This is a genomic window from Streptomyces cacaoi (assembly GCF_006539165.1).
GTDB classification, from domain to species: Bacteria; Actinomycetota; Actinomycetes; order Streptomycetales; family Streptomycetaceae; genus Streptomyces; species Streptomyces cacaoi.
In genome coordinates this window covers 21823-42970 of the sequence record NZ_BJMM01000012.1, presented here as the reverse complement: position 1 = coordinate 42970, position 21148 = coordinate 21823, and the positions used below count along the sequence as shown (strand labels likewise).

General features: G+C 72.8%; 16 protein-coding genes. 10 read left to right on the top strand and 6 right to left on the bottom strand.

Annotation, left to right across the window (positions count from 1 at the left end; genetic code table 11):
• Positions 1-63: 63 nt before the first annotated feature.
• The 3 genes from nhaA to SCA03_RS14005 form a co-directional block, all read right to left on the bottom strand.
• Complete coding sequence (gene nhaA / locus SCA03_RS14015; protein ID WP_086817380.1) at positions 64-1470, bottom strand: Na+/H+ antiporter NhaA; 1407 nt, start codon at positions 1468-1470, stop codon at positions 64-66.
• 191 nt (positions 1471-1661) lie between these two features.
• Complete coding sequence (acs, locus tag SCA03_RS14010; RefSeq protein WP_086817381.1) at positions 1662-3650, bottom strand: acetate--CoA ligase; 1989 nt, start codon at positions 3648-3650, stop codon at positions 1662-1664.
• 175 nt (positions 3651-3825) lie between these two features.
• Entirely contained in the window at positions 3826-6192 is a 2367-nt protein-coding gene (locus SCA03_RS14005; RefSeq protein WP_086817383.1) for a SulP family inorganic anion transporter, read from the bottom strand.
• A gap of 255 nt (positions 6193-6447) precedes the next feature.
• Between SCA03_RS14005 and SCA03_RS14000 the strand changes: the two genes are divergently transcribed.
• Positions 6448-7707, top strand: coding sequence for a polysaccharide deacetylase family protein (locus tag SCA03_RS14000; RefSeq protein WP_170297844.1), 1260 nt, complete (start codon positions 6448-6450; stop codon positions 7705-7707).
• Between the two features lie 103 nt (positions 7708-7810).
• Here the strand turns inward: SCA03_RS14000 and SCA03_RS13995 are convergent, their stop codons facing one another.
• Complete coding sequence (locus tag SCA03_RS13995; RefSeq protein WP_030883115.1) at positions 7811-8794, bottom strand: ATP-binding protein; 984 nt, start codon at positions 8792-8794, stop codon at positions 7811-7813.
• A 95-nt stretch (positions 8795-8889) separates the two neighbouring features.
• Here SCA03_RS13995 and SCA03_RS13990 point away from each other — a divergent pair, with 95 nt between their 5' ends.
• Complete coding sequence (locus SCA03_RS13990; protein WP_051846025.1) at positions 8890-9759, top strand: Fic family protein; 870 nt, start codon at positions 8890-8892, stop codon at positions 9757-9759.
• Between the two features lie 537 nt (positions 9760-10296).
• Here the strand turns inward: SCA03_RS13990 and SCA03_RS13985 are convergent.
• Positions 10297-11154, bottom strand: a complete 858-nt coding sequence (locus SCA03_RS13985; RefSeq protein ID WP_030883110.1) for an HAD family hydrolase — start codon at positions 11152-11154, stop codon at positions 10297-10299.
• 453 nt (positions 11155-11607) lie between these two features.
• Between SCA03_RS13985 and ssd the strand changes: the two genes are divergently transcribed.
• The 7 genes from ssd to SCA03_RS36150 all read left to right on the top strand — a co-directional run bounded on the left by ssd (position 11608) and on the right by SCA03_RS36150 (position 17218).
• Entirely contained in the window at positions 11608-12750 is a 1143-nt protein-coding gene (ssd, locus tag SCA03_RS13980; protein ID WP_086817327.1) for a septum site-determining protein Ssd, read from the top strand.
• Complete coding sequence (locus SCA03_RS13975; protein WP_141275408.1) at positions 12747-14084, top strand: TadA family conjugal transfer-associated ATPase; 1338 nt, start codon at positions 12747-12749, stop codon at positions 14082-14084. Before ssd ends, SCA03_RS13975 begins: the two co-directional genes overlap by 4 nt.
• Positions 14081-15019, top strand: coding sequence for a type II secretion system F family protein (locus SCA03_RS13970; RefSeq protein ID WP_030883103.1), 939 nt, complete (start codon positions 14081-14083; stop codon positions 15017-15019). The genes SCA03_RS13975 and SCA03_RS13970 overlap by 4 nt, the downstream gene beginning before the upstream one ends.
• A gap of 89 nt (positions 15020-15108) precedes the next feature.
• Complete coding sequence (locus SCA03_RS13965) at positions 15109-15879, top strand: type II secretion system F family protein (protein WP_230988662.1); 771 nt, start codon at positions 15109-15111, stop codon at positions 15877-15879.
• Positions 15807-16241: a DUF4244 domain-containing protein gene (locus SCA03_RS36795; protein WP_268932849.1), complete on the top strand. Its 435-nt coding sequence runs from the start codon at positions 15807-15809 to the stop codon at positions 16239-16241. Before SCA03_RS13965 ends, SCA03_RS36795 begins: the two co-directional genes overlap by 73 nt.
• Before the next feature lie 70 nt (positions 16242-16311).
• Positions 16312-16698: a TadE family type IV pilus minor pilin gene (locus SCA03_RS13955; RefSeq protein WP_230988660.1), complete on the top strand. Its 387-nt coding sequence runs from the start codon at positions 16312-16314 to the stop codon at positions 16696-16698.
• Positions 16699-16864: 166 nt separating this feature from the next.
• Positions 16865-17218: an Rv3654c family TadE-like protein gene (locus SCA03_RS36150; RefSeq protein ID WP_141275406.1), complete on the top strand. Its 354-nt coding sequence runs from the start codon at positions 16865-16867 to the stop codon at positions 17216-17218.
• A gap of 565 nt (positions 17219-17783) precedes the next feature.
• Here the strand turns inward: SCA03_RS36150 and SCA03_RS13945 are convergent.
• Positions 17784-20579: a DEAD/DEAH box helicase gene (locus tag SCA03_RS13945; RefSeq protein ID WP_249400455.1), complete on the bottom strand. Its 2796-nt coding sequence runs from the start codon at positions 20577-20579 to the stop codon at positions 17784-17786.
• A gap of 188 nt (positions 20580-20767) precedes the next feature.
• On the opposite strand from SCA03_RS13945, the gene bldG reads away from it, so the two are divergent.
• Entirely contained in the window at positions 20768-21109 is a 342-nt protein-coding gene (bldG, locus tag SCA03_RS13940) for an anti-sigma factor antagonist BldG (RefSeq protein ID WP_030883084.1), read from the top strand.
• The last annotated feature ends 39 nt before the right edge of the window (positions 21110-21148 follow it).

Sequence of the window (21148 nt, the reverse complement as noted above, 5' to 3'; positions counted from 1 at the left end):
GTACGGATCCGGGATTCCGGCTGCCCTGGCTGACGTGCCGGATTACCGGTCAGTCAGGTCAGATCATGCCGGACCATCGTCCACCACGTCCCGGCGCCCGGCCACTTCGGCGAGCCTGCGGTGCTCCGCCGCCTTGGCCTCGTGCAGTGCGGCCATCCGCAGGTGGTACTCGGGGTTGTCCTGCTCGTAGATGTCCGGGACGCCGTCGCCGTCCTCGTCGCGCTCCTCCTCGTCCAGCAGCGAACGGTGCCTGCGGGCACGGAACTTGAGCAGGATGCCGGCGCACACGGTGGCCAGCAGGCTGCCGGTCAGCACCGCCGCCTTCGCGGTGTCGGCGAGCCCGGCATCGTCGGCGAACGCCAGCTCGCTGATGAGGAGAGAGACGGTGAAGCCGATTCCGGCGAGCACCGCGACCGCCAGGACGTCGGCCCAGCCCAGCTCCCGGTTCAGCTCCGCCTTGGTGAAGCGGGCGGTGACCCAGGCCCCGCCGAACACACCGAGCGTCTTGCCGGCCAGCAGACCGAGGACGACGCCGAGCGTCTCCGGCTCGGTGAACACCTCCGTCATCGCGCCGCCGGAGACCGCGACGCCCGCGGCGAACAGCGCGAACACCGGTACGGCCAGCCCCGCCGACACCGGCCTGACGAGGTGTTCGATGTGTTCGGCCGGCGAGCTGTGCTCCCCGTCCCGGACGGTGCACCGCAGCATCAGGCCCATCGCCACCCCGGCGACCGTCGCGTGCACACCGCTGGCGTGCATCAGACCCCAGACGACGATCGCGAGCGGCACGTACACGTACCAGCCGCGTACGCCCCGGTGGTGCAGGAACCAGAACAGGCCGAGCCCGACGACGGCCGCGCCCAGCGCCGCGAAGCTGATGCCCGCCGAGTAGAAGACCGCGATGATCACGATGGCGCCGAGGTCGTCCACGACGGCCAGCGTCAGCAGGAACGCACGCAGCGACGAGGGAAGACCGGTGCCCAGCACGGCGAGGACCCCCAGCGCGAACGCGATGTCCGTCGCCATCGGGATGGCCCAGCCCCGGACGTCCCCACCGCCGCCGACCGCGAGCGCGACGTAGATCAGCGCGGGGACGACCATGCCGCACACCGCGGAGACGATGGGCAGCGCCGCCGCCTTCGGATCGCGCAGCTCGCCGGCGACCAGCTCGCGCTTCAGCTCGATCCCGGCCACGAAGAAGAAGACCGTCAGCAGCCCGTCCTTGGCCCAGTCGGCCACCGACAGGTTCAGATGCAGCGCCTCAGGACCGAAGTGGAAGTTCCTGACGTCCTCGTAGAGGCCCTGCGCCGGGGTGTTGGCGAGCAGCAGGGCGACGACGGCGGCGGCCAGGAGCAGCATCCCGCCGACGGTCTCGGTGCGCAGCGCGTCGGCGAGGAAGGTGCGTTCGCCCAGGGGCAGACGGCCGAGGAAGACGGAACGGCGGCCGTTGTCGCGCGGGGGCGGCGTCATGGAGGGAGCTCCTTGTCGGGGCTGGACGGCTGGGAACAGACCTGTGGCCTGTGCCGACCAGACTTCCCGGCTCGCCCCGTGCGCCGCCGCCCTCTGCGGGCCGCGGCGTCGTCTGCCAAGGGTAACCACAACGCGGCGAGGGGCACCCGGCCCGGCCGGATGCCCCTCGTCCCGTGTGCGGTGCCGTGCGCTCAGTCCTCGCTGGGCGCGCTCGGCAGCTTCGACTGGATGAGCTCCATCACCGAGGAGTCGGTGAGGGTCGTCACATCACCCAGCGTGCGGTTCTCGGCGACGTCCCGCAGCAGCCGCCGCATGATCTTCCCCGAGCGGGTCTTGGGCAGCTCCGCGACCGGCAGGATCCGCTTGGGCTTGGCGATCGGGCCGAGCTGCTTGGCCACGTGGTTGCGCAGCTCGTCGACCAGGGACGAATTCTCGGCGGTCCCGGCGCTCTCGGCCTCGGCCGCGTCCCCGCGCAGGATGACGAACGCGCAGATGGCCTGCGTCGTCTGCGGGTCGGTGGCGCCCACGACGGCGGCCTCCGCCACCTTCGGGTGGGACACCAGCGCGGACTCGACCTCGGTCGTCGCGATGTTGTGACCGGAGACGAGCATCACGTCGTCGACCCGGCCGAGCAGCCAGATGTCGCCTTCCTCGTCCTTCTTGGCGCCGTCGCCCGCGAAGTACCGGCCCTCGAAGCGCGACCAGTAGGTGTCCAGGAAGCGCTGGTCGTCGCCCCAGATGGTGCGCAGCATCGACGGCCACGGCTCGGTGAGCACGAGGTAGCCGCCGGAGCCGTCCGGTACCTCGTTGGCCTCGTCGTCCACGACGGTCGCGGCGATGCCGGGCAGCGGAACCTGCGCGGAGCCGGGCTTGGTCTCGGTGACCCCGGGCAGCGGGCTGATCATGATGGAGCCGGTCTCGGTCTGCCACCAGGTGTCGACGACGGGCGTGCGGTCGGCGCCGATGTGGTGCCGGTACCAGACCCACGCCTCCGGGTTGATGGGCTCGCCGACCGAGCCGAGGATGCGCAGCGAGGAGAGGTCGTACTTGGCGGGGATGTCGTCGCCCCACTTCATGCACGCTCGGATCGCCGTCGGCGCGGTGTAGAGGATCGTCACGCCGTACTTCTGGACGATCTCCCACCAGCGGCCCTTGTGCGGGGAGTCCGGGGTGCCCTCGTAGAGCACCTCGGTGGCGCCGTTGGCCAGCGGCCCGTAGACGATGTACGAGTGCCCGGTCACCCAGCCGACGTCGGCCGTGCACCAGAAGACGTCGGACTCCGGCTTGAGGTCGAAGACCGCGTGGTGCGTGTAGGCGACCTGCGTGAGGTAGCCGCCCGTGGTGTGCAGGATGCCCTTCGGCTTCCCCGTGGTGCCCGAGGTGTACAGGATGAACAGCGGGTGCTCGGCGTCGAAGTCCTGCGGCGTGTGCTCCTCGGACTGGCGGCCGACGACGTCGTGCCACCACACGTCGCGCCCCTCGGTCCAGGAGATGTCCTCCTGCCCGGTCCGCCGGACGACCAGGACGTTGCGGACGTTCTCGGTGCCCGGGCGGGTGAGCGCCTCGTCCACCGCCGGCTTGAGCGCGGAGGGCGCGCCCTTGCGGTAGCCGCCGTCGGAGGTGATGACGACGCGGGCGTCGGCGTCCTGGATGCGGGTGGCCAGCGCGTCGGCGGAGAAGCCGCCGAAGACGACCGAGTGCGGTGCGCCGATGCGGGCGCACGCGAGCATCGCGACGACCGTCTCCGGGATCATCGGCAGGTAGATCGCGACCCGGTCGCCGGTCTGCACGCCCAGCTCGGTCAGCGCGTTGGCGGCCTGCGAGACCTCACGCTTGAGGTCGGCGTAGGTGAGCGTGCGGGTGTCCCCGGGCTCGCCCTCGAAGTGGATGGCGACGCGGTCCCCGTGACCGGCCTCGACGTGCCGGTCGACGCAGTTGTAGGCCACGTTGAGCTTGCCGTCCTGGAACCACTTGGCGAACGGCGGGTTCGACCAGTCGAGCGTCTCGGTCGGCTCGGTGCCCCAGGTCAGCCGGCGCGCCTGCTCGGCCCAGAAGCCCAGCCGGTCAGCCTTCGCCTGCTCGTACGCCGCGGCCTGCACATTGGCGTTCGAGGCCAGTTCGGCGGGAGGGGCGAAGCGCCGCTCCTCGTGCAGAAGGTTGGCCAGGCTCTCGTTGCTCACGACATCTCCCTTTCCCGGAGTGTGCGCTGTATCCCGGGGCCTAGCTCATCAGCCGTCCCGGGGCCGTGACAAGGGTCGTAGACGAAACTGGTGTAGACCTGTCACGGTGTCCGGGCCGTCCCGGTCCGCCGGAATCCCGGGCCGCCCGGCGGTGGTTCGGCCCCCCGCCACCGGCTCAGCCCACGGCCCGGCCGGGCCGCACGGCACGGAAGACCGCACGGTCCACGTCCGTCCCCTCGACATCCAGCACATACGCCTGCGCCTCGCCCACGTGGAAGTACATGCCGTGCAGTTCGAGCTTCCCCGCGCCGACGCGCCGTGCCACGCACGCGTGCGCCGTCAGATGTTCGAGCTGCTGGACGACGTTGGCCAGACACAGCGCTTCCAGCTCGTCGGCCGTCTCCCGGTCGGCCAGCCGGGGAACGGGCCGGTCCGGCGCTCCCAGCCGGCGCAGACTCGGCCGGGCGTGCCGCAGCCACCGGCCCAGCGAACCGGCCGCGTCCCCCGGACCGCCGGTGCTGCCGCGCACCGCCTGCATCGCGCCGCACCCCGAGTGCCCGCACACGGTCACCGACTCGACCTCCAGCACGTCGACGGCGTACTCGATGGCCGCGGCGACGGAGTCGTCCCCCGCGTCCTGACCGGGCAGCGGCACCAGATTGCCGACGTTGCGCACGGTGAAGAGGTCGCCCGGCCCACTGGACGTGATCATGCTGGTGACCAGCCGGGAGTCCGCGCAGGTCAAAAAGAGGTGCGAGGGCCGCTGCCCCTCCTCGGCCAGCCGTGCCAGCTCCTCGCGCACGAGCGGCGCCGTCGCCCGCTGGAAGTTGCCGACCCCGCCCAGGAGTTGACCGCGCCGCGGAGTGTGCGCCGGCTCCCCGCCCTCCGGGCGCGTGCACTGGTGATTGCGCCACGGCATCCACGGCGTACAGGTGTGCGCCGCGGACGGCTCGGCCAACTGCCGCCCCGCGCCGTTCACCACCTCGACCCCGCCGCCCGAGGCCCGGTGTGTGGCGCTCCAGTCCTCCAGCGCCTCGTAGGCCGCGTGGTCCATGAACGTGCCGCGCAACTCCACCACCACATCCGCGCCTTCGGGCACCCGGGCCAGCGCCCGGCTCAGCCGCGGAACGGCCAGGAACGTCAACTGCCCCCGCACGACGATCCGCAGAGGCTCCCCGCTTCCGGCCCCGCCGTCGTCGTCCGCCTGGATCCGGGTGTGCGCGAGCCGGTGCAGCGCGACGGCCACGGCCACACCGATCCCGATGCCGACGCCCTCCAGTACGCCGATGAGCACGACCCCGGCCAGCGTGGCCCCGAACACCAGCGCCTCGCGGTGCCGGCTGACCGCCCTGATGTGCGTGAGGTTCACCATCCGCACGCCGACGACCATCACCAGCGCACCGAGCGCCGCCAACGGGATCCACTCCAGCAGCGGGACGAGCAGCCCGGCGGCCACCAGGACCCACAGCCCTTGCAACAGCGCGGAGTTGCGGCTGACGGCGCCCGCCGCGATGTTCGCGCTGGTGCGCACCGCCACACCGGTGACCGGCAGCCCGCCGGCCAGCCCCGAGACGATGTTCGTCGCGCCGTGCGCCCGCAGCTCCTTGTCCAGATCGCTGCGCGGCACCCGGCCGTCGTTGCGCTGCGCAGCCAGCTTGTCGGCCGCGACGGCGGACAACAACGCCTGCACGCTGGCGACCAGAGTCAGCGTCAGCACAGCGGTGGCCGGCCCGAGCAGCGGCCCGTCCGGCAGCGCGGGCAGCGCGTGCGCACTCCAGGACGGCAACTCGACCCGCGGCAGCCGCATGTCACCGAGCACCGAGGCCGCGGTCGCCAGCCCGACGGCCACCAGCGCGGCGGGCACCTTCCCCGCCAGGCGGCCGCCCGGCCCGCCGCGCCGCGTGAGCCGGGGCCACGCGAGCAGCACGAAGACGGTCAGCAGGCTGATGGACAGCGCCGCCGGCTGCACGGCGACCAGCCTCTCCGGCAGCTCCAGCGCATTGGTCAGCGGCGAACTGTCGGGCTCGCCGCCGAGCATCACATGCAGCTGAGCGAGCGCGATGGTGACGCCGATCCCGGCGAGCATGCCGTGCACGATCGCGGGACTCACGGCGAGTGCGGACCGCGCGATCCGCAGACACCCCAGCCCGATCTGTGCGACCCCGGCCGCGACCGTGATCGCACACGTCGCACGCCACCCGTACGTCTGGATCAGCTCCGCCGTGATGACGGTCAGCCCGGCTGCGGGCCCGGTGATCTGCAACGGGGCGCCGCCGAGCCAGGCACACACCAGCCCGCCCACGGCCCCGGCGACCAGACCGGCCTGCAACGGGGCTCCGGCGGCCAGGGCGATGCCGAGCGAGAGGGGCAGGGCGATCAGGAAGACGGTGAGGGAGGCCGCGAGATCGGCAGCCCACCGCCCCCGTGCTCCGCGCCTCTGACCTGCGGGACGGCCGGGTTTCTCGGAGGACCGGCCCCGGCCGGTTCCTCGGGGGCGGTCGGGCTCGGGCTCACCGTCCCGGAGCGGGGTGCAGGCGGACATCGTGTCTCCTTCGCTGGATGGCACGGTGCGTGACCGTCTGATTACTCCCAAGCATCAGTAAAGCGAGCGTAATGCGGAGTAAAGAGCCGTAGAAGGGCGAGGCGGCGCTCCGCGGCCTGCTTCCGCCCATCGAGTGAACGGCCGGGGAAGTCTGCTTGTCGTATTTGTCGTTTTTAAGGCTTATGGAACTTTTGGTGCGCACGTACTGCCGGTCCGGTTCGCGGCCGGCGGACTCGCGAGAGGACGAGGTGCGCGATGACAGCTACGCGAAGACGAACCGCCGCACCGCTGGCGGGGACGACGACGCTGGCCCTGGCCCTGGTCGTCAGCGGATGCTCCGGGGGGGCGGCGGACCGGCCGGACGGCGCCCCGCAGCCGGCGCCCGAGGCGCCGCCGCACAGCAAGGTCCGGCTCATCGGTGACGGTTCGACGGCGTTCACGGGCCGGCAGCCGCGCCAGCCGCACCCGCGCAAGCTGGCCGGCCGCAAGCCCCCGCAGTTCGTCGTCTTCTCCTGGGACGGAGCGGGTGAGGACAGCAAGCGGCTCTTCTCCCGCTTCCGCGAGGCCGGAAGGAAGTACGGCGCCGCCCAGACCTTCTTCCTCAGCGGCGTGTACGCGCTTCCGGAAAAGGAGGCGAAACGTTACTCCCCACCCGGTCACCAGCAGGGCGCCTCGGACATCGGCTATCTGAAGAAGCAGAACGTCCGCTCCACGCTCAAGCAGGTGCGCAAAGCCTGGCTGGAGGGACATGAGATCGGCACCCACTTCAACGGCCACTTCTGCGGCCCCGGCGGTGTCGGCGACTGGTCCGTCGAGCAGTGGAAGAGCGAGATCCGCCAGGCCCGCTGGTTCGTCGAGAACTGGAAGACCACGACGGGCTGGGAGGACGCCAAGCCGTTGCCCTTCAACTACACGCACGAGATGGTCGGCGGCCGGGCACCCTGCCTGGAGGGCCAGCAGAACCTGCTGGATGCCGCGCGCCAGATGGGCTTCCGCTACGACTCCTCCGGCAACGGCACCCAGGTCTGGCCCGACAAGCGCAAGGGTCTCTGGGACCTCCCCCTCCAGCAGGTCCCCATGCCCGGGCGGAAGTTCGAGACGCTCTCGATGGACTACAACTTCCTGGCCAACCAGTCGGGGACCGTCAACGGCGACCCGGCCAAGCGCCCCGCCTGGCAACGCCAGATGCGCGACGGTCTGCTCCAGGGGTTCCGCCGCGCCTACACCACGAACCGGGCGCCCATGATCATCGGCAACCACTTCGAGGACTGGAACGGCGGCATCTACATGGACGCCGTCGAAGAGGTCATGAAGACCGTCTGCCGCAAGAAGGAGGTGCGCTGCGTCTCCTTCCGGCAGCTCGTGGACTGGCTGGACGCTCAGGACCCGCGCACGCTGGAGAAGTTGCGCTCACTCGGCGTCGGCGAGAAGCCCCCGGGCGGCTGGCGCTCCTACCTCGGCCGCGCGCACTCCGCCGGCGCGGAGGGGGCACGGGCACTCGGCAAGGCGCACTGACCGGCGAGGAAAGCAAAGGGGGGCACAGCAGGGCGAGGAAAACGCAAAAGGCTGTGTCCGGGCCCCGTTCCGGCTGCGCGGGAACCGGGGCCCGGGCGGCCCGTCAGACCGGCTGCGGCGCCGCCTCCTCGCGCAGCACGAACGACGGGTCCACCTGCGCCGCCAGGTCGACGCCCGTCCTGGTGTTGCCCCAGCTCTCGGCGTTCCGCAGGTGGAAGTGGACCATCTGCCGCATGTACCGCTCCCAGTCCCGCTGCGGATACACCGCGTCCGCCGTCTCGTACAGCGTCTCCAGCGCACGGGAGTTGGAGCCCTCCAGCTCGGCGAACGGGCGGCCGCGGCCCTTCTCCATGGCGCGCACCCACTCGGAGTGCCCGACCGCCACGAGCAGGTCGTCGCCCACGGCCTCGTGCAGGAACTCCAGGTCGTCGTCGCTGTGCACCTTGTTCCCGACGACCTTGAGCGGCACGCCGAAGTCCCGTGCGTACTCCTTGTACTGGCGGTACACGGAGATCCCCTTCCGGGTGGGCTCCGCGACCAGGAACGTCATGTCGAAGCGGGTGAACATCCCCGAGGCGAACGAGTCGCTGCCCGCCGTCATGTCGACGACCACGAACTCCTCGCGCCCGTCCACCAGATGGTTGAGGAACAGCTCCACCGCGCCCGTCTTGGAGTGGTAGCAGGCGACACCGAGGTCGGACTCGGTGAACGGCCCGGTGGCCATCAACCGGACGGGTCCGCCGTCCAGCGGGACGTTCCGGGCGCACGCGGTGTAGACCGGGTTGTCCTCACCGAGCCGCAGCAGACGTGAACCCTCGCCGGGCGGCGTGGTCTTGATCATCGTCTCGGCCGAGGTGATCCGCGGATTGGCGCCGCGCAGATAGTCCTTGATCAGCGGAAGGTGCGCTCCCATGGCGGGCAGCGCGGCCGACTCCTCCTCCGAGAGTCCGAGTGCGGCCCCCAGGTGCTGGTTGATGTCGGCATCGACGGCGACGACGCGCGTACCGCGTGCGGCGAGGTGGCGGATGAACAGCGAGGACAGGGTCGTCTTGCCGCTGCCCCCCTTGCCTACGAAAGCGATCTTCATGTTCAAAAGAGTAGGCGTGCGGACGGGGTGCTCCGAACCTGCGCGTGAAGAAGACCACTCGAACGTGGTGCTGCGGTGTGCGTAGGGTCGTACCCATGAGTAGCTCCCGAGGCTCCGCCCACTCCGCCGACGGCACGACGGCGGCCGGTACGCCGGCCGACCCGCTGGCCCCGCTCGCCGCGCTGCCCGGCGTACCGGAGGCCGTGGAGTCCGTACGCAAGGCGGTGGACCGCGTGTACCGGCACCGTGTCATGCGGCGGCGCAGCAGCGAGGTCAGCGCGGAGGCGGCGCTGCGCGGAGCCCGGTCGTCGGCCGCGTTGGAGGGGGCCGACTGGGCGCTGGAGGAGGTCAGGCGGCGCAGCGACTTCGGCGTCGAGGGGGAGCCGCGCACCGTGGGCGCGGCGCTGCGGGTCACCGCGGAAGCCGGTCAGCTGCTGGACATCTGGCCGCAGTCGCCGCTGCGGGTGCTGGCGCGGCTGCATCTGGTGGGAGCCGGGCGTGCCGCACCCGACGAGACGGTCGGGCGCCCGCGCCGTGCCGGTGAGCGGGTGCACGGCCCGGATCTCGGCTTGCAGCTGCCGGCCGCCGACGAGGTCGCTGCCCGGCTGGACGGGCTCGTGGGCCTGGTCACCGGGGTGTCGTCCGCGCCGGCGCTGGTGACCGCCGCCGTCATCCACGGCGAACTCCAGGTGCTGCGCCCCTTCGGCTCGTACAACGGGCTGGTCGCCCGGGCCGCCGAGCGCATCGTGCTCGTGGGCAGTGGACTCGACCCGAAGGCCGTCTGCCCTGCCGAGGTCGGCGCCGGCGAGCAGGGCGGCGAGGCGTATCTGGAGGCGCTGCGGCAGTACGCCTCCGGCACCCCCGAGGGGATGTCCGCCTGGATCGCCTTCTGCGGCAGGGCTGTCGAGCTGGGGGCGAGGGAGAGCACCGCGGTCTGCGAGGCGATGCAGCGCGGGGCCGCCTGAAGTCCGCAGCCTCCTGTGAACCGGCACAGCTGTGGCCTTCTGCTGAACCGGCACAGCTGTGGCAGTTTTTCGACCGGTACAGCTGCGGCGGCCCCGAACCCAGGAGTCCAGGGCGCGAAAATGCGGCGGCTCCACCGTGAGGATGGAGTCGCCGCCGGCATGTCCACCGGGTTACCAGTGCGTGCAACCGAATCCTGTCCATCAGGGCGGTTCTTTGCCCGTTCCCTGCTGGGACCTGCCCGATCCGCGGGCTTCGCGTCGCGTGGGTGCCCGGTATTCATGCGAGGCGGTCCGTGGGGCCTTGAGTAACGGGATCCTCTCGGATGCCGTTGGTCTCGCGGGCCGTCAACTCCTTTGTACCGAACGGCGGGACCGACCGGAAGAGGTCGGCACAGAACTTTACTTTTCCCGTCAAATACGGGCATAACGGGCTGCGGAACTCTCCCGCTGGGCCCCGATCGGCGACAGCTGTGCGACCTGCGGTGCGGTGTGCCGGACCGCTGTGCTCCCCGTGCGCCCGCGGCCGGTCCGCCGTGGCTAGGAAGCCCGCAGTCCGTCACCGCCGTGCGGGCGCGTCTGCCGGCGGCTGTTGAACCAGACGACCCCGGCTGTCGCTATCGCGGCGCCCATGGCGACGGCGGCGAACGCGACCGCGGGCCGGGACGACAGGGAGAACGACGGGATCCGCTGCCGCAGCCGTACGGGCCGCGAGAAGGACAGGACGGGCCACCCGCGGGAGGCCGCCTCCTTGCGCAGGGCCCGGTCCGGGTTGACGGCGTGCGGGCTGCCCACCGCCTCCAGCATCGGCAGATCGGTGACGGAGTCGCTGTAGGCGTAGCAGCGGGCCAGGTCGTACCCCTCCGCCGCGGCCAGCTCGCGGATCGCCTCCGCCTTGGTGGGGCCGTAGGCGTAGTACTCGATCTCGCCCGTGAAGCGGCCCTCCTCGACGACCATCCTGGTCGCGATGGTGCGGTCGGCGCCGATCATCGCGCCGATGGGCTCGACGACCTCGGCGCCCGAGGTGGACACGATGACCACGTCGCGGCCGGCGAGATGGTGCTCCTCGATCAGGGACGCCGCCTCGTCGTAGATGATCGGATCGATGACACCGTGGATCGTCTCCGCGACGATTTCCCGTACCTGCTGGACATCCCAGCCGCGCACCAGTTTCGACAGGTATGCGCGCATCCGCTCCATCTGATCGTGGTCCGCGCCGCCGAGGAGATATACGAACTGCGCGTATGCGGTCCGTAGCACTGCGCGGCGATTGATCAGGCCACCCTGATAGAAGGGCTTGCCGAAGGTGAGCGTGCTCGACTTCGCAATGACCGTCTTGTCCAGATCGAAGAAGGCAGCAGTGCGGGGCATCGGGACGTTTTCCACGGGTCCGAGCATAGGCGCCAACCATTCGGCGTAAGGTGGGGCGCGTGGGTTTGCCTGAGAAGGCTCTCGGGTACACCATGGAAGTCACGGATCGTTCGCGACCGTGCTAACCCGGCCCGACTCCTCCCCCCCCCGAGTCGGCCGTGGAGACGACCCCCGCTCTCCCCCCCGGCGGGGGTCGTCGCATGTCCGGAGGCTTTTTCTCACTCCGAGGGCCGCGGTCGGCGGCTTTTCTGATCTTCGTGGCGGTTTCTGCCGCCCGTCGCACCCTGTAACGCACCGTAATCGAGGCGCTGCTCTCCGGAAGTCACCGGTATGGGTGAGGGAGTTATTCACAGGCGCCGGCTTGTCCACAGATTCGGAGCATGATCCCCGCGTTTTTCCGGAGCGCCACATCCTGATTCCCGACCGCCTCCGCAGGTGTTTGCGGAAGCGAGTGCATGACATGTGAAGGGGGTTGGGATCATGGCCGAAAACATTCTGATTGTCACCGAGGACGACGAGCTCCTCGATGACCTCCTGCGACTCTCCGCAGCCGCCGGCGTCGAAGTGCACGTGGCACACGGAGCCCCGGCAGGCGGTACGGGGTGGGCGGCCTGGAGCGGGGCCGGATCCTGGGAGCACGCACCGCTCGTCCTCGTCGGCGACGACTGCGCCGGATCCCCCGGCTTCCCCGGAGCGGCCGCGGGGAGCGGTGGCGGGGTGCTGCGCCGGCCCGGAGTCCTGCTGGTCGGGAAAGACATGGACGATCCGGGGGTGTGGGAGCGCGGAGCCCGCATCAGCGCCGAGGCCGTGGTGATGCTGCCAGACGCGGAGAGCTGGCTGGCCGGCCGCATCGCGGACGCCTCGGAGGAGGTGACCGGACCGGCACTCACGGTCGGTGTGGTCGGCGGCCGGGGCGGAGCGGGCGCCTCCACCCTGGCGTGCGCGCTGGCGGTCACCGCGGCGCGCGAGGGGGAACGCACGATGCTCGTCGACGGTGATCCGCTCGGCGGCGGGCTGGACGTGCTGCTGGGCGCCGAGCGGGCGGAGGGACTGCGCTGGCCCGCGTTCGCCGAATCCCGCGGGCGCGTGGGCGGTTCGGCGCTCGCCGACTCCCTCCCCTCGACGCACGACCTGAGCGTCCTCAGCTGGGACAGGGGCGATTGCGTGGTGGTGCCCGCGGACGCCATGAAGTCCGTGCTCGCCGCGGCGAGACGGCGCGGCGGGGTCGTGGTCGTCGATCTGCCGCGCCAGGTGGACGAGACGGTCGCCGAGGCCCTCGTGCAGCTCGATCTCGGATTGGCCGTCGTCCCGGCGGAACTGCGGGCCGTGGCCGCCGCACACCGCATGGTGACGCGGGCACAGCTGGTGGTGCGGGACCTGCGGGCCGTGGTCCGCGCCCCCGCCGGGCCGGAGGGCAGGCGGGGTTACACACCCGGGTTGGACGACGAAGAGGTGGCCCGGCTGCTGGGTCTGCCGCTCGTCGGAGAACTCCCCTGGGAGCAGGGGCTGTTGCACGACGTCGAGCGGGGGCTGCCGCCCGGCCACGACAAGGACGGTGCCCTGGCCCGCTTCTGCCGGGAGTTCTGGGCGCGGGCACGGCACGGGGGAGAGGTGGCCGCATGAGCACCCCGAACGGAACGGCGCGGAACCCCGCACCGGGGCGGCGCCCCGTGCCCGCCGTGCCCCGGGCGCGGCAGGCGCGCGGAACCGCGCTGGACATCGGAGCCGCGCTGCTGGAGGACGTACGGCGGAGCCTCGCCGAGTCGGGTGCCGAGCCGACGCCCGCCCGGGTCGCCGCGGCGCTGCGGGCCAGGGGGCGGCTGCTCGGCGACAGGGCCGTGCTGGGCGTGGTCGAGGCGCTGCGCTCCGAACTGGTCGGCGCCGGGCCCCTGGAGCCCCTTCTCGCCGATCCCGAGGTCACGGACGTCCTGGTGACCGGGCCTTCCGAGGTCTGGGTCGACCGCGGGAGCGGCCTCGAAAGGACCGGTGTGCGCTTCGCCGATGCCGCGGCCGTCCGGCGCCTGGCGCAGCGGCTGGCGACGTCGGCAGGCCGCCGGCTGGACGACGCACGGCCGTGGGTCGACGCCCGCCTGCCGGACGGCACCCGGCTGCACGCCGTCCTGCCGCCCGTCGCCGTGGGCTCGACCTGTCTGTCCCTGCGGGTGGTGCGCCCGAAGGCGTTCACACTGGAGGAACTGGTCGCCGCCGGGACGGTGCCACCGGGCGGGGAGAGGCTGCTGCGGGCCGTCTTGGACGCACGGCTGTCCTTCCTCGTCAGCGGAGGAACGGGCTCGGGGAAGACGACGCTGCTGTCCGCGCTGCTGGGTCTGGCCGGCCGCCGCGAACGCCTCGTCCTCGCCGAGGACTCCGCCGAGCTGCGCCCCGAACACCCGCACGTAGTAAGGCTGGAGGCGCGCCCGGCCAACCAGGAGGGCGCGGGCCGGGTCGATCTGCGGGACCTCGTGCGGCAGGCGCTGCGGATGCGGCCGGACCGGCTGGTCGTCGGCGAGGTGCGCGGCCCCGAAGTGACCGACCTGCTCGCGGCGTTGAACACGGGCCACGAAGGCGGCTGCGGGACGGTGCACGCGAACGCCGCGGCGGACGTCCCGGCCCGGCTGGAGGCCCTGGCGGCCACGGCCGGACTCGACCGCGCCGCCCTGCACAGCCAGTTGGCGGCTGCTTTGGATGTCGTCGTCCATCTCGTGCGGGACGCGGCCGGGCTGCGACGGATCGCCCAGATCCACGTCCTGGAGCGGGACGGCGACGGGCTGGTCACCACCGTTCCGGCGGCGGTGTGGGCCGGGCCGCGCGGGGGCGGCCGGCGGACCGCGTGCGGCTTCGTGCCGGAGCGGGGCTGGGCCCGGCTGGAGACCCTGTGCCGACGGAACGACGGTGATCGGAACGACGGCGATGTGCGGTACGCCGGGCCCGCCGCGGCCGAGGGGCGGGGCACATGACGACCGACGGCGTGATCCCGGGAGCGGGCCCGGTGGCGTACTCCGCGTATGCGGCCATGGTCTGCGCGGGAGCCGCGGCCTGGCTGATGGCGGGGGCCGGAGACCCGCCGGGGCGGGCGCGGCTGCTGCTGGCCGACGGGGCCGAACCGGTGGGCCGCGGCCTGCCGCAACTCCCCGACCGGCTCAGGAACTGGAGCCTGGCACTCCGGCGCCGGTTCGACGGGCGGGCCGGGCACGAATGGTGGTGCCTGCCCGGTGCGCTGCTTCTGGCGGTGCTCGGGGCCTCCTGGATTCCCCTTCTGCTCGGAATCGCCGCCGTGCCGCTGGTCCGCAGGCTGCTGCTGCGCCGCCGGGCGGTGCGGGAGGCGCGGGCCAGGGAAGCCGCCGTCGTGGAGCTGTGCGCCGCGATGGCCGGGGAGTTGCGGGCCGGTCGGCAGCCCGAGGCGGCACTGCTGGCGGCGCCGGCGGAGACGACGGAGCGCTTCGGTGAAGCCGGTGCCGCGCTGCTGGCGGCGGCCAGGTTCGCCGGTGACGTCCCGGCCGCGCTGCGGAACGCGGCGAGACGGCCGGGAGGCGAGGGGCTGTCCGGCGTGGCGGCCTGTTGGCAGGTCGCCGTCGAGGGAGGCGCCGGGCTCGCCTCGGGTCTCGACCGGGTCGGCGCGGCCGTGCGCACCGTCCGGGACCAACGCGAGGATCTGCGCGCCCAGTTGTCCGGGCCACGGTCCACCGCCGTCGCGCTGGCCCTGCTGCCCGTGGTCGGGCTGCTGCTGGGCGGTGCCATGGACGCCCGGCCCCTGGACGTCCTGCTGCACAGCCCGGCCGGGCTGGCCTGTCTGGCGGCCGGGGCCCTGCTCGAAGCAGCCGGGCTGGCCTGGGTCGCACGCATCGTCCGAGGCGCCGAGGGCGCGGCTGAGCCCGCAGGTGGGCGCCGATGAAGGGGGCATGGCCCACGGGGCACTTGATGGAGGCAGCGGCCGGGGACGGAAGCCGATCGGTTGTCCCCAGCCTGTGGACAACCATCGCGGTGGCGGCGGTGCTCCTTGCCGTCTGCGAGGTGGTCCTCGCCGTCCGCGCCGACCGGGGCGCCCGCAGACGGCGGGACGGCGTCCTCGTCGGGCGCCGGCCGGAGGCGGAAGCCGGACCGCCGATGAGCAAGATCATGCGCGGCTGTCTGGACCGTATCGGACGGAGAAGAGCCCGGGACGGGCTCGCGGCCGCGGGCGTGGCACTCGGCGGAGCCCTCCTGCTGGGCGGCATGTCCGGGCTGCTGGCAGGGGTGCTCGGCGCGGTCCTGGCGTTCGGCTGGCTGCGCCGGCACGCCGCGCGGGAAGCGGCGGCGTCGGGAGACCAGGAGGAGCGGCGGCTGGAGGAGCAACTCCCGTTGGTGGCCGAGCTGGTGGCGGCGTGCCTGGCGGCCGGTGCGGGCCCGCACCGCGCGGCCGCGGCCGTCGGGGACTCCCTGGACGGACCGGCGGGTGCGCGGCTGAAGCGGGTGGCGACCGAACTGCGGCTCGGTGCCGAACCGGCGGTCGCCTGGGACGCGTTCGGGCAACGGCCGGGCGCCGTCCGGCTGGCCCGCTGCATGGCACGTGCGGAGGCGTCCGGCGTGCCCGCGGTGGAGCCCGTTTCCCGGCTGGCGGCGGAGTTGCGCGCGGAGCGCGCCCGCGCGGCCTCCGGCCGGGCGAGACGGGCGGCCGTGCTGGTGACCGGCCCGCTCGGCCTGTGCTTTCTGCCGGCGTTCCTGGCGATCGGAGTGGCTCCGGTCGTGCTGGGGATCGCCCGGTCCCTGTGGTGAACCGCCGTAGCCCTGTGGCGCACGGCAGCGGTCCGCGGTGGGAACTCGGACGCACCCGCGGCCCCCGAGGACGCCTTCGGCGCCCTTGGCGACAGCAACCGACTGAGGAGGCAGGAGTGTTCGTGATCGGGGAAGAAGTCGGCAGGCGGGCGTGGTGGGTCCGGCTGCGGACAAGAAGGCGGCTGAGGTGTGCGGTGGGCCTCGATGCCGACGGTGACCGGGGGATGAGCACGGCGGAGTACGCCGTCGGCACCGTCGCGGCGGTCAGCTTCGCGGTGGTCCTCTACAAGATCGTCACCGGCGACACCGTCACCGGGGCGCTTGAGGGCCTCATCGAGCGGTCGCTCGATGGCCCGTTCTGACCTGCCCGGTGGGCACCCCCGGACAGCCGTCTCAGCCCGTCCCCGACGAAGAGACGCCGGCGCCGGGTTCGTGACAGCCGAGACCGCGGTGGTCGTTCCGCTGCTGGTCGCCCTGGTGGGCGCGCTGCTGTGGGGCCTGGCGGCGGCGGTCCAGCGCATCCAGTGCGTGGACGCGGCCCGTGCCGGGGCGCGTGCCGCTGCCCGGGGCGAGTCGGCGGCGACGGTCGAGCAGGCCGTCCGGGAGACGGCCCCATCGGGCGCACGGCTCAGCGTCGGGCGGACCGGCGGACTCGTCCGGGTCGGGGTCCGGGCACGCACGGCCGGGCCGGGCCCGCTGGCAGTGGAAATCCGGGCCGAAGCCGTGGCCCTCGACGAAAGGAGAGCAGATGAGGGGTGGACGGACCCGATCGGGCAAGGCAAGGGCACAGCCGAGACGGACGGCGCGGCTGCGCGGTGAGCGGCGGAGCCCCGGAAGGTCGCGCGGGCCCTGGCGCGCAGGCGCCCCCGCGGCCCCCGGCCCGGGCAGACCGCTCGGCCGGGCAGCGGCGCGGAAGGAGGCCACCGCCCACGGCCGGCCGCCGGGGCGGGGCGCGAAGCGCCGCCGGACGCGCGGCCGTCCGGGAGTGGACGACGGCTCGGCGACGGTCTGGGCCGCCGTCGTGGCCACGGCGTTGTGCGCGGTCTTCGGGGCGTTGCTGGCCTACGGGGAGGCCGTGGCGGTACGCCATCGGGCCGGTGGAGCCGCCGATCTGGCGGCCCTGGCGGCCGCGCACCGGGCCCCGGACGGCGAACGCCGGGCCTGTGCCACGGCCCGGAAGGTGGCCCGGGCCCAGCACGCCCGAGTGACCCGCTGCGCCCTGCGCGGCACCGTCGTCGACCTTGACGCCCGGGTCACCCGCGGCCCGTTGACCGCCCAGGTCCGCTCCCGCGCGGGCCCCGCCGGGCACGCGCCACTGCGGGCGGAGGGCGGCCCATGACGCCGGTGCGACGGATGTGGGCCTCCGGTCGATTCCCGTGGCTCGGCTCGCACGGGAATCGGGCCGCAGCTGCCCGCCTTCCTCTCCGGGGCCGACCGAGCGGCAAGGGTGGTCGGCGCACTCGGCCTGGTCCTGAACGGGGACGTCTCAGGCGCCGGTTCGGCCCGGCAACCGGCTCGCGCTGGGCGGGAGTTGGGCGGCCCAGGTTGCCGGGTGAAGCCGTCACCAGCTGACGTGCGGCAGGCGAACTGACGTCGGCGGGGCGGTGTGCCGTCCGGCGGAGTGGTGGCCAGTGGATCGGTGATGGGCGCGGTGCGGAGGCCGGAGTCGGAAGGTTGCGGAAGTGGAGCGTGAGGGACATGCGGCGCGACGAGCCTGAGGTGGGGCAGCTGACGAGCCACCGCGCTGAGGTAGCCGCCGAGTCACGGAGCTGAGGCAGCTGTCGGGTCATCCAGCTGAGGCAGTTGTCGAGCTCTCCGGGCGCAGCCGGTCAGGCAGGGCTCTCGCGAGAGAGGGGGAGTTCACGGGCGCGGAGGCGGAAGGGGCGGAGGTTGCCGGGGACGGCTCAGTGGGCGGATTTGAGGAGTTCGGTGAGGAGGCGGACGGCTCCGCGTTTGTGGAGGGGGTCGTTGGCGTTGCCGCACTTGGGGGACTGGATGCAGGACGGGCAGCCGGCCTCGCACTCGCAGGCGGCGATGGCGTCCCGTGTGGCGGTCAGCCACTCCTTGGCGGTGTGGAAGCCGCGTTCGGCGAAGCCCGCGCCGCCGGGCTGCCCGTCGTAGACGAAGACAGTGGGAAGGAGGGTGTCCGGGTGGAGGGCGATGGAGACGCCGCCGATATCCCACCGGTCGCAGGTGGCGAAGAGCGGAAGCAGCCCGATGGCGGCGTGCTCGGCGGCGTGCAGGGCGCCGGCGAGGATGTCGGGGTCGATGCGGGCGGCATCGAGCTGGTCCTCGGTGACCGTCCACCACACGGCCCGGGTGCGCAGGGTGCGCGGCGGCAGATCGAGCTTCGTCTCGCCCATCACCTCGCCGGTCACGAGTCGGCGCCGCAGATAGGAGACGACCTGGTTGGTGACTTCGACGGATCCGAAGCACAGGCGTGCCTCGCCCCAGGCCACCTCGGCCTCGGTGTCCAGGATGGCCAGCGCCGTGGTGTCGCGGGCCATGGTCGTCCATGGCGGGCTCGACTCCTCCACGAGCGCGGCGGCGTCGTCGAGGTCGAGCCGGCGGACGACATAGGTCCGCCCCTGGTGGAGGTGGACGGCGCCTTCGTGGACGGTGGTGTGCGCGGCTCCGGCGTCGACGGTGCCGAGGAGCCGGCCCGTGCCCTCCTCGACGACCTGGACGGGTTTGCCGCCGCTGCCGCGGATGTCGGTGAGGTCGGCGGCGCGTTCCTTACGGGTCCAGTACCAGCCGGAGCCGCGGCGGCGCAGCAGCTTGCGCTCTTCCAGCTTCCGCAGCAGTTGTCCGGTCTCCGGGCCGAAGAGCTCGAAGTCGGCCTCGGCGAGCGGGATCTCGGCTGCTGCCGCGCACAGATGGGGGGCGAGGACGTACGGATTGTGCGGGTCCAGGACGGTGGATTCGACCGGTGTACGGAAGAGGGATTCGGGATGGTGGACGAGATAGGTGTCGAGCGGCTCGTCGCGGGCGATCAGCACGGCCAGCGCGCCCTGGCCGCTGCGTCCGGCCCGGCCGGCTTGCTGCCAGAGCGAGGCACGGGTCCCGGGATAGCCGGTGATCAGGACGGCGTCGAGCCCTGAGATGTCGATGCCCAGTTCGAGTGCGTTGGTGGCGGCGAGACCGAGCAACTCACCGGTGTGCAGGGCCCGTTCGAGGGCGCGGCGTTCCTCGGGCAGGTATCCGCCCCGGTAGGCGGCGACCCGTCCGGCGAGGCCCCGCCGCCGTATCCCGGGGAGGCCGTCCCCCGCCAGGAGGCTCGCGCCGGCTTGCGAGGCGCCCGCACGGAGCGCGTGCTCACCGGGTGCACCCGCGCCGGACGCGCCCGCACCGTTCGTCCCGGGCGCATCCGGCGTGCGCCAGGCGCCGGCGCTCCGCGGCGCTCCGTCCGCACCCCGGGCGGCTTCGGCACCGAGCCCGCCGTCGGCGCCGGGCACGACCCCGTTACCGAGGCCGGCGTCGGCGGACCGGTCGTGGGGCGTGGCCGCCCGGGGCAGGGCGTCGGTCGTGCCGCTGTCGTGGGTGGCCGCGGTCTCCGCCGGGCCGAGGTCCCAGGGGTCCACGCGGTCGTCCACGCGGTCGTCCACGTGGTCGTCCCTGCGGTCGTCGGGGTGCGCGGCGCGGGGTGCGGGGACGCCGGAGAGCCGGTCCTGGGCGATGAGGGAGATCAGCTCGGCTCCCCGCCGGGAGCGGACGAAGGCGACGGTGCGCACCTGCTGGAGCGCGAGTTCGGTGAGGAGTTCGGCGGCCTCGGCGGTGGCGGTGCGCCGCACGGGGGCGCCCCGCTCGCCCTCCAGGTCGGTGAGCGGCGGTTCCCACAGGGCGAACACGGTCTCGCCGCGCGGAGAGGTGTCCTCGGTGATCTCGACGTGCCGTACGCCGGTGAGCCGCGCGGCTCCCTCGCCGGGCGAGGCGGCGGTGGCGGAGGCGAGCAGGAAGACGGGGGACGCGCCGTACCGGGCGCACACCCGGCGCAGCCTGCGCAGGACCTGTGCGACGTGGGAGCCGAAGACGCCCCGGTAGGTGTGGCATTCGTCGATGACGATGTAGCGCAGGCCGCGCAGGAAGGAGGACCAGCGGGAGTGCCCGGGCAGGATGCCGCGGTGCAGCATGTCCGGGTTGGTGAGGACGTAGTTCGCGTACAGGCGTACCCACTCCCGTTCCTCGACGGGGGTGTCGCCGTCGTACACGGCGGGCCGCACGGAGGTGCCGAGGGGGCGGGCCAGGCCGGCGACGGCGCGGCGCTGGTCGGCGGCGAGCGCCTTGGTGGGGGCCAGGTAGAGCGCGGTGGCTCCGCGGCCGTTCGGCGCCTCGGAGCCGTCGAGCAGGCGGCTGAGGACGGGGGCCAGGTAGGCGAGGGACTTCCCGGAGGCGGTGCCCGTGGCAATGATCACGGAATCGCCGTTCATGGCGTGCTCCGCGGCGCGTGCCTGGTGCTCCCAGGGACGGCCGATGCCCGCGGCGCGAATGGCTTCGATCACTTCGGGCCGGATCTGGCCGGGCCAGTCTGCATGGCGACCGTTCCGCGGGGGCAAGTGCTCCGTATGAGTGATGCGCTCGGCGCGGTCCGACCCCCTGGCCAGCCGAGCGAGCACAGCGCGAGGGTCGCTACGGGGCACCGAGCGGTCCGGCTCGGCCCGCCCGGTAGCGTCCGCGGGCTGGGTGCGCTGTTCGTTGGCCATCGGTACCGAGTGTGTCACCGGCGAGGCGGACAATGGCCGCAAGGCGTCGTACTCGCCTGGTGGTAAGTGATTGGATGCCTCTGCGGCTGCCGATCCGTCCCCTGCCTTTGGGGGCACCTCTCTCCGTCAGGCAGGGGGAGGGAGAACCGAGGGGGCTGACCGCTCGATAGCAAGGTGCTGGAGGATCTGTGGACCTGTCCCTGTCGACCCGTACCGTAGGCGATCGCACGATCGTCGAGGTCGGTGGCGAGATTGATGTATACACCGCGCCCAAGCTGCGTGAGCAGCTGGTCGAGCTCGTGAACGACGGCAGCTACCACCTCGTCGTGGACATGGAAGGCGTCGACTTCCTCGACTCCACCGGCCTCGGCGTGCTCGTCGGCGGGCTGAAGCGGGTGCGTGCCCATGAGGGCTCCCTGCGCCTGGTCTGCAACCAGGAGCGCATTCTCAAGATCTTCCGTATCACTGGGCTGACCAAGGTGTTCCCGATCCACCCGTCCGTCGACGAGGCCGTCGCGGCCACCGACTGACGAGTCCGCGTCGTCGCCCGCCCTTCGGGGCGGGGCGGC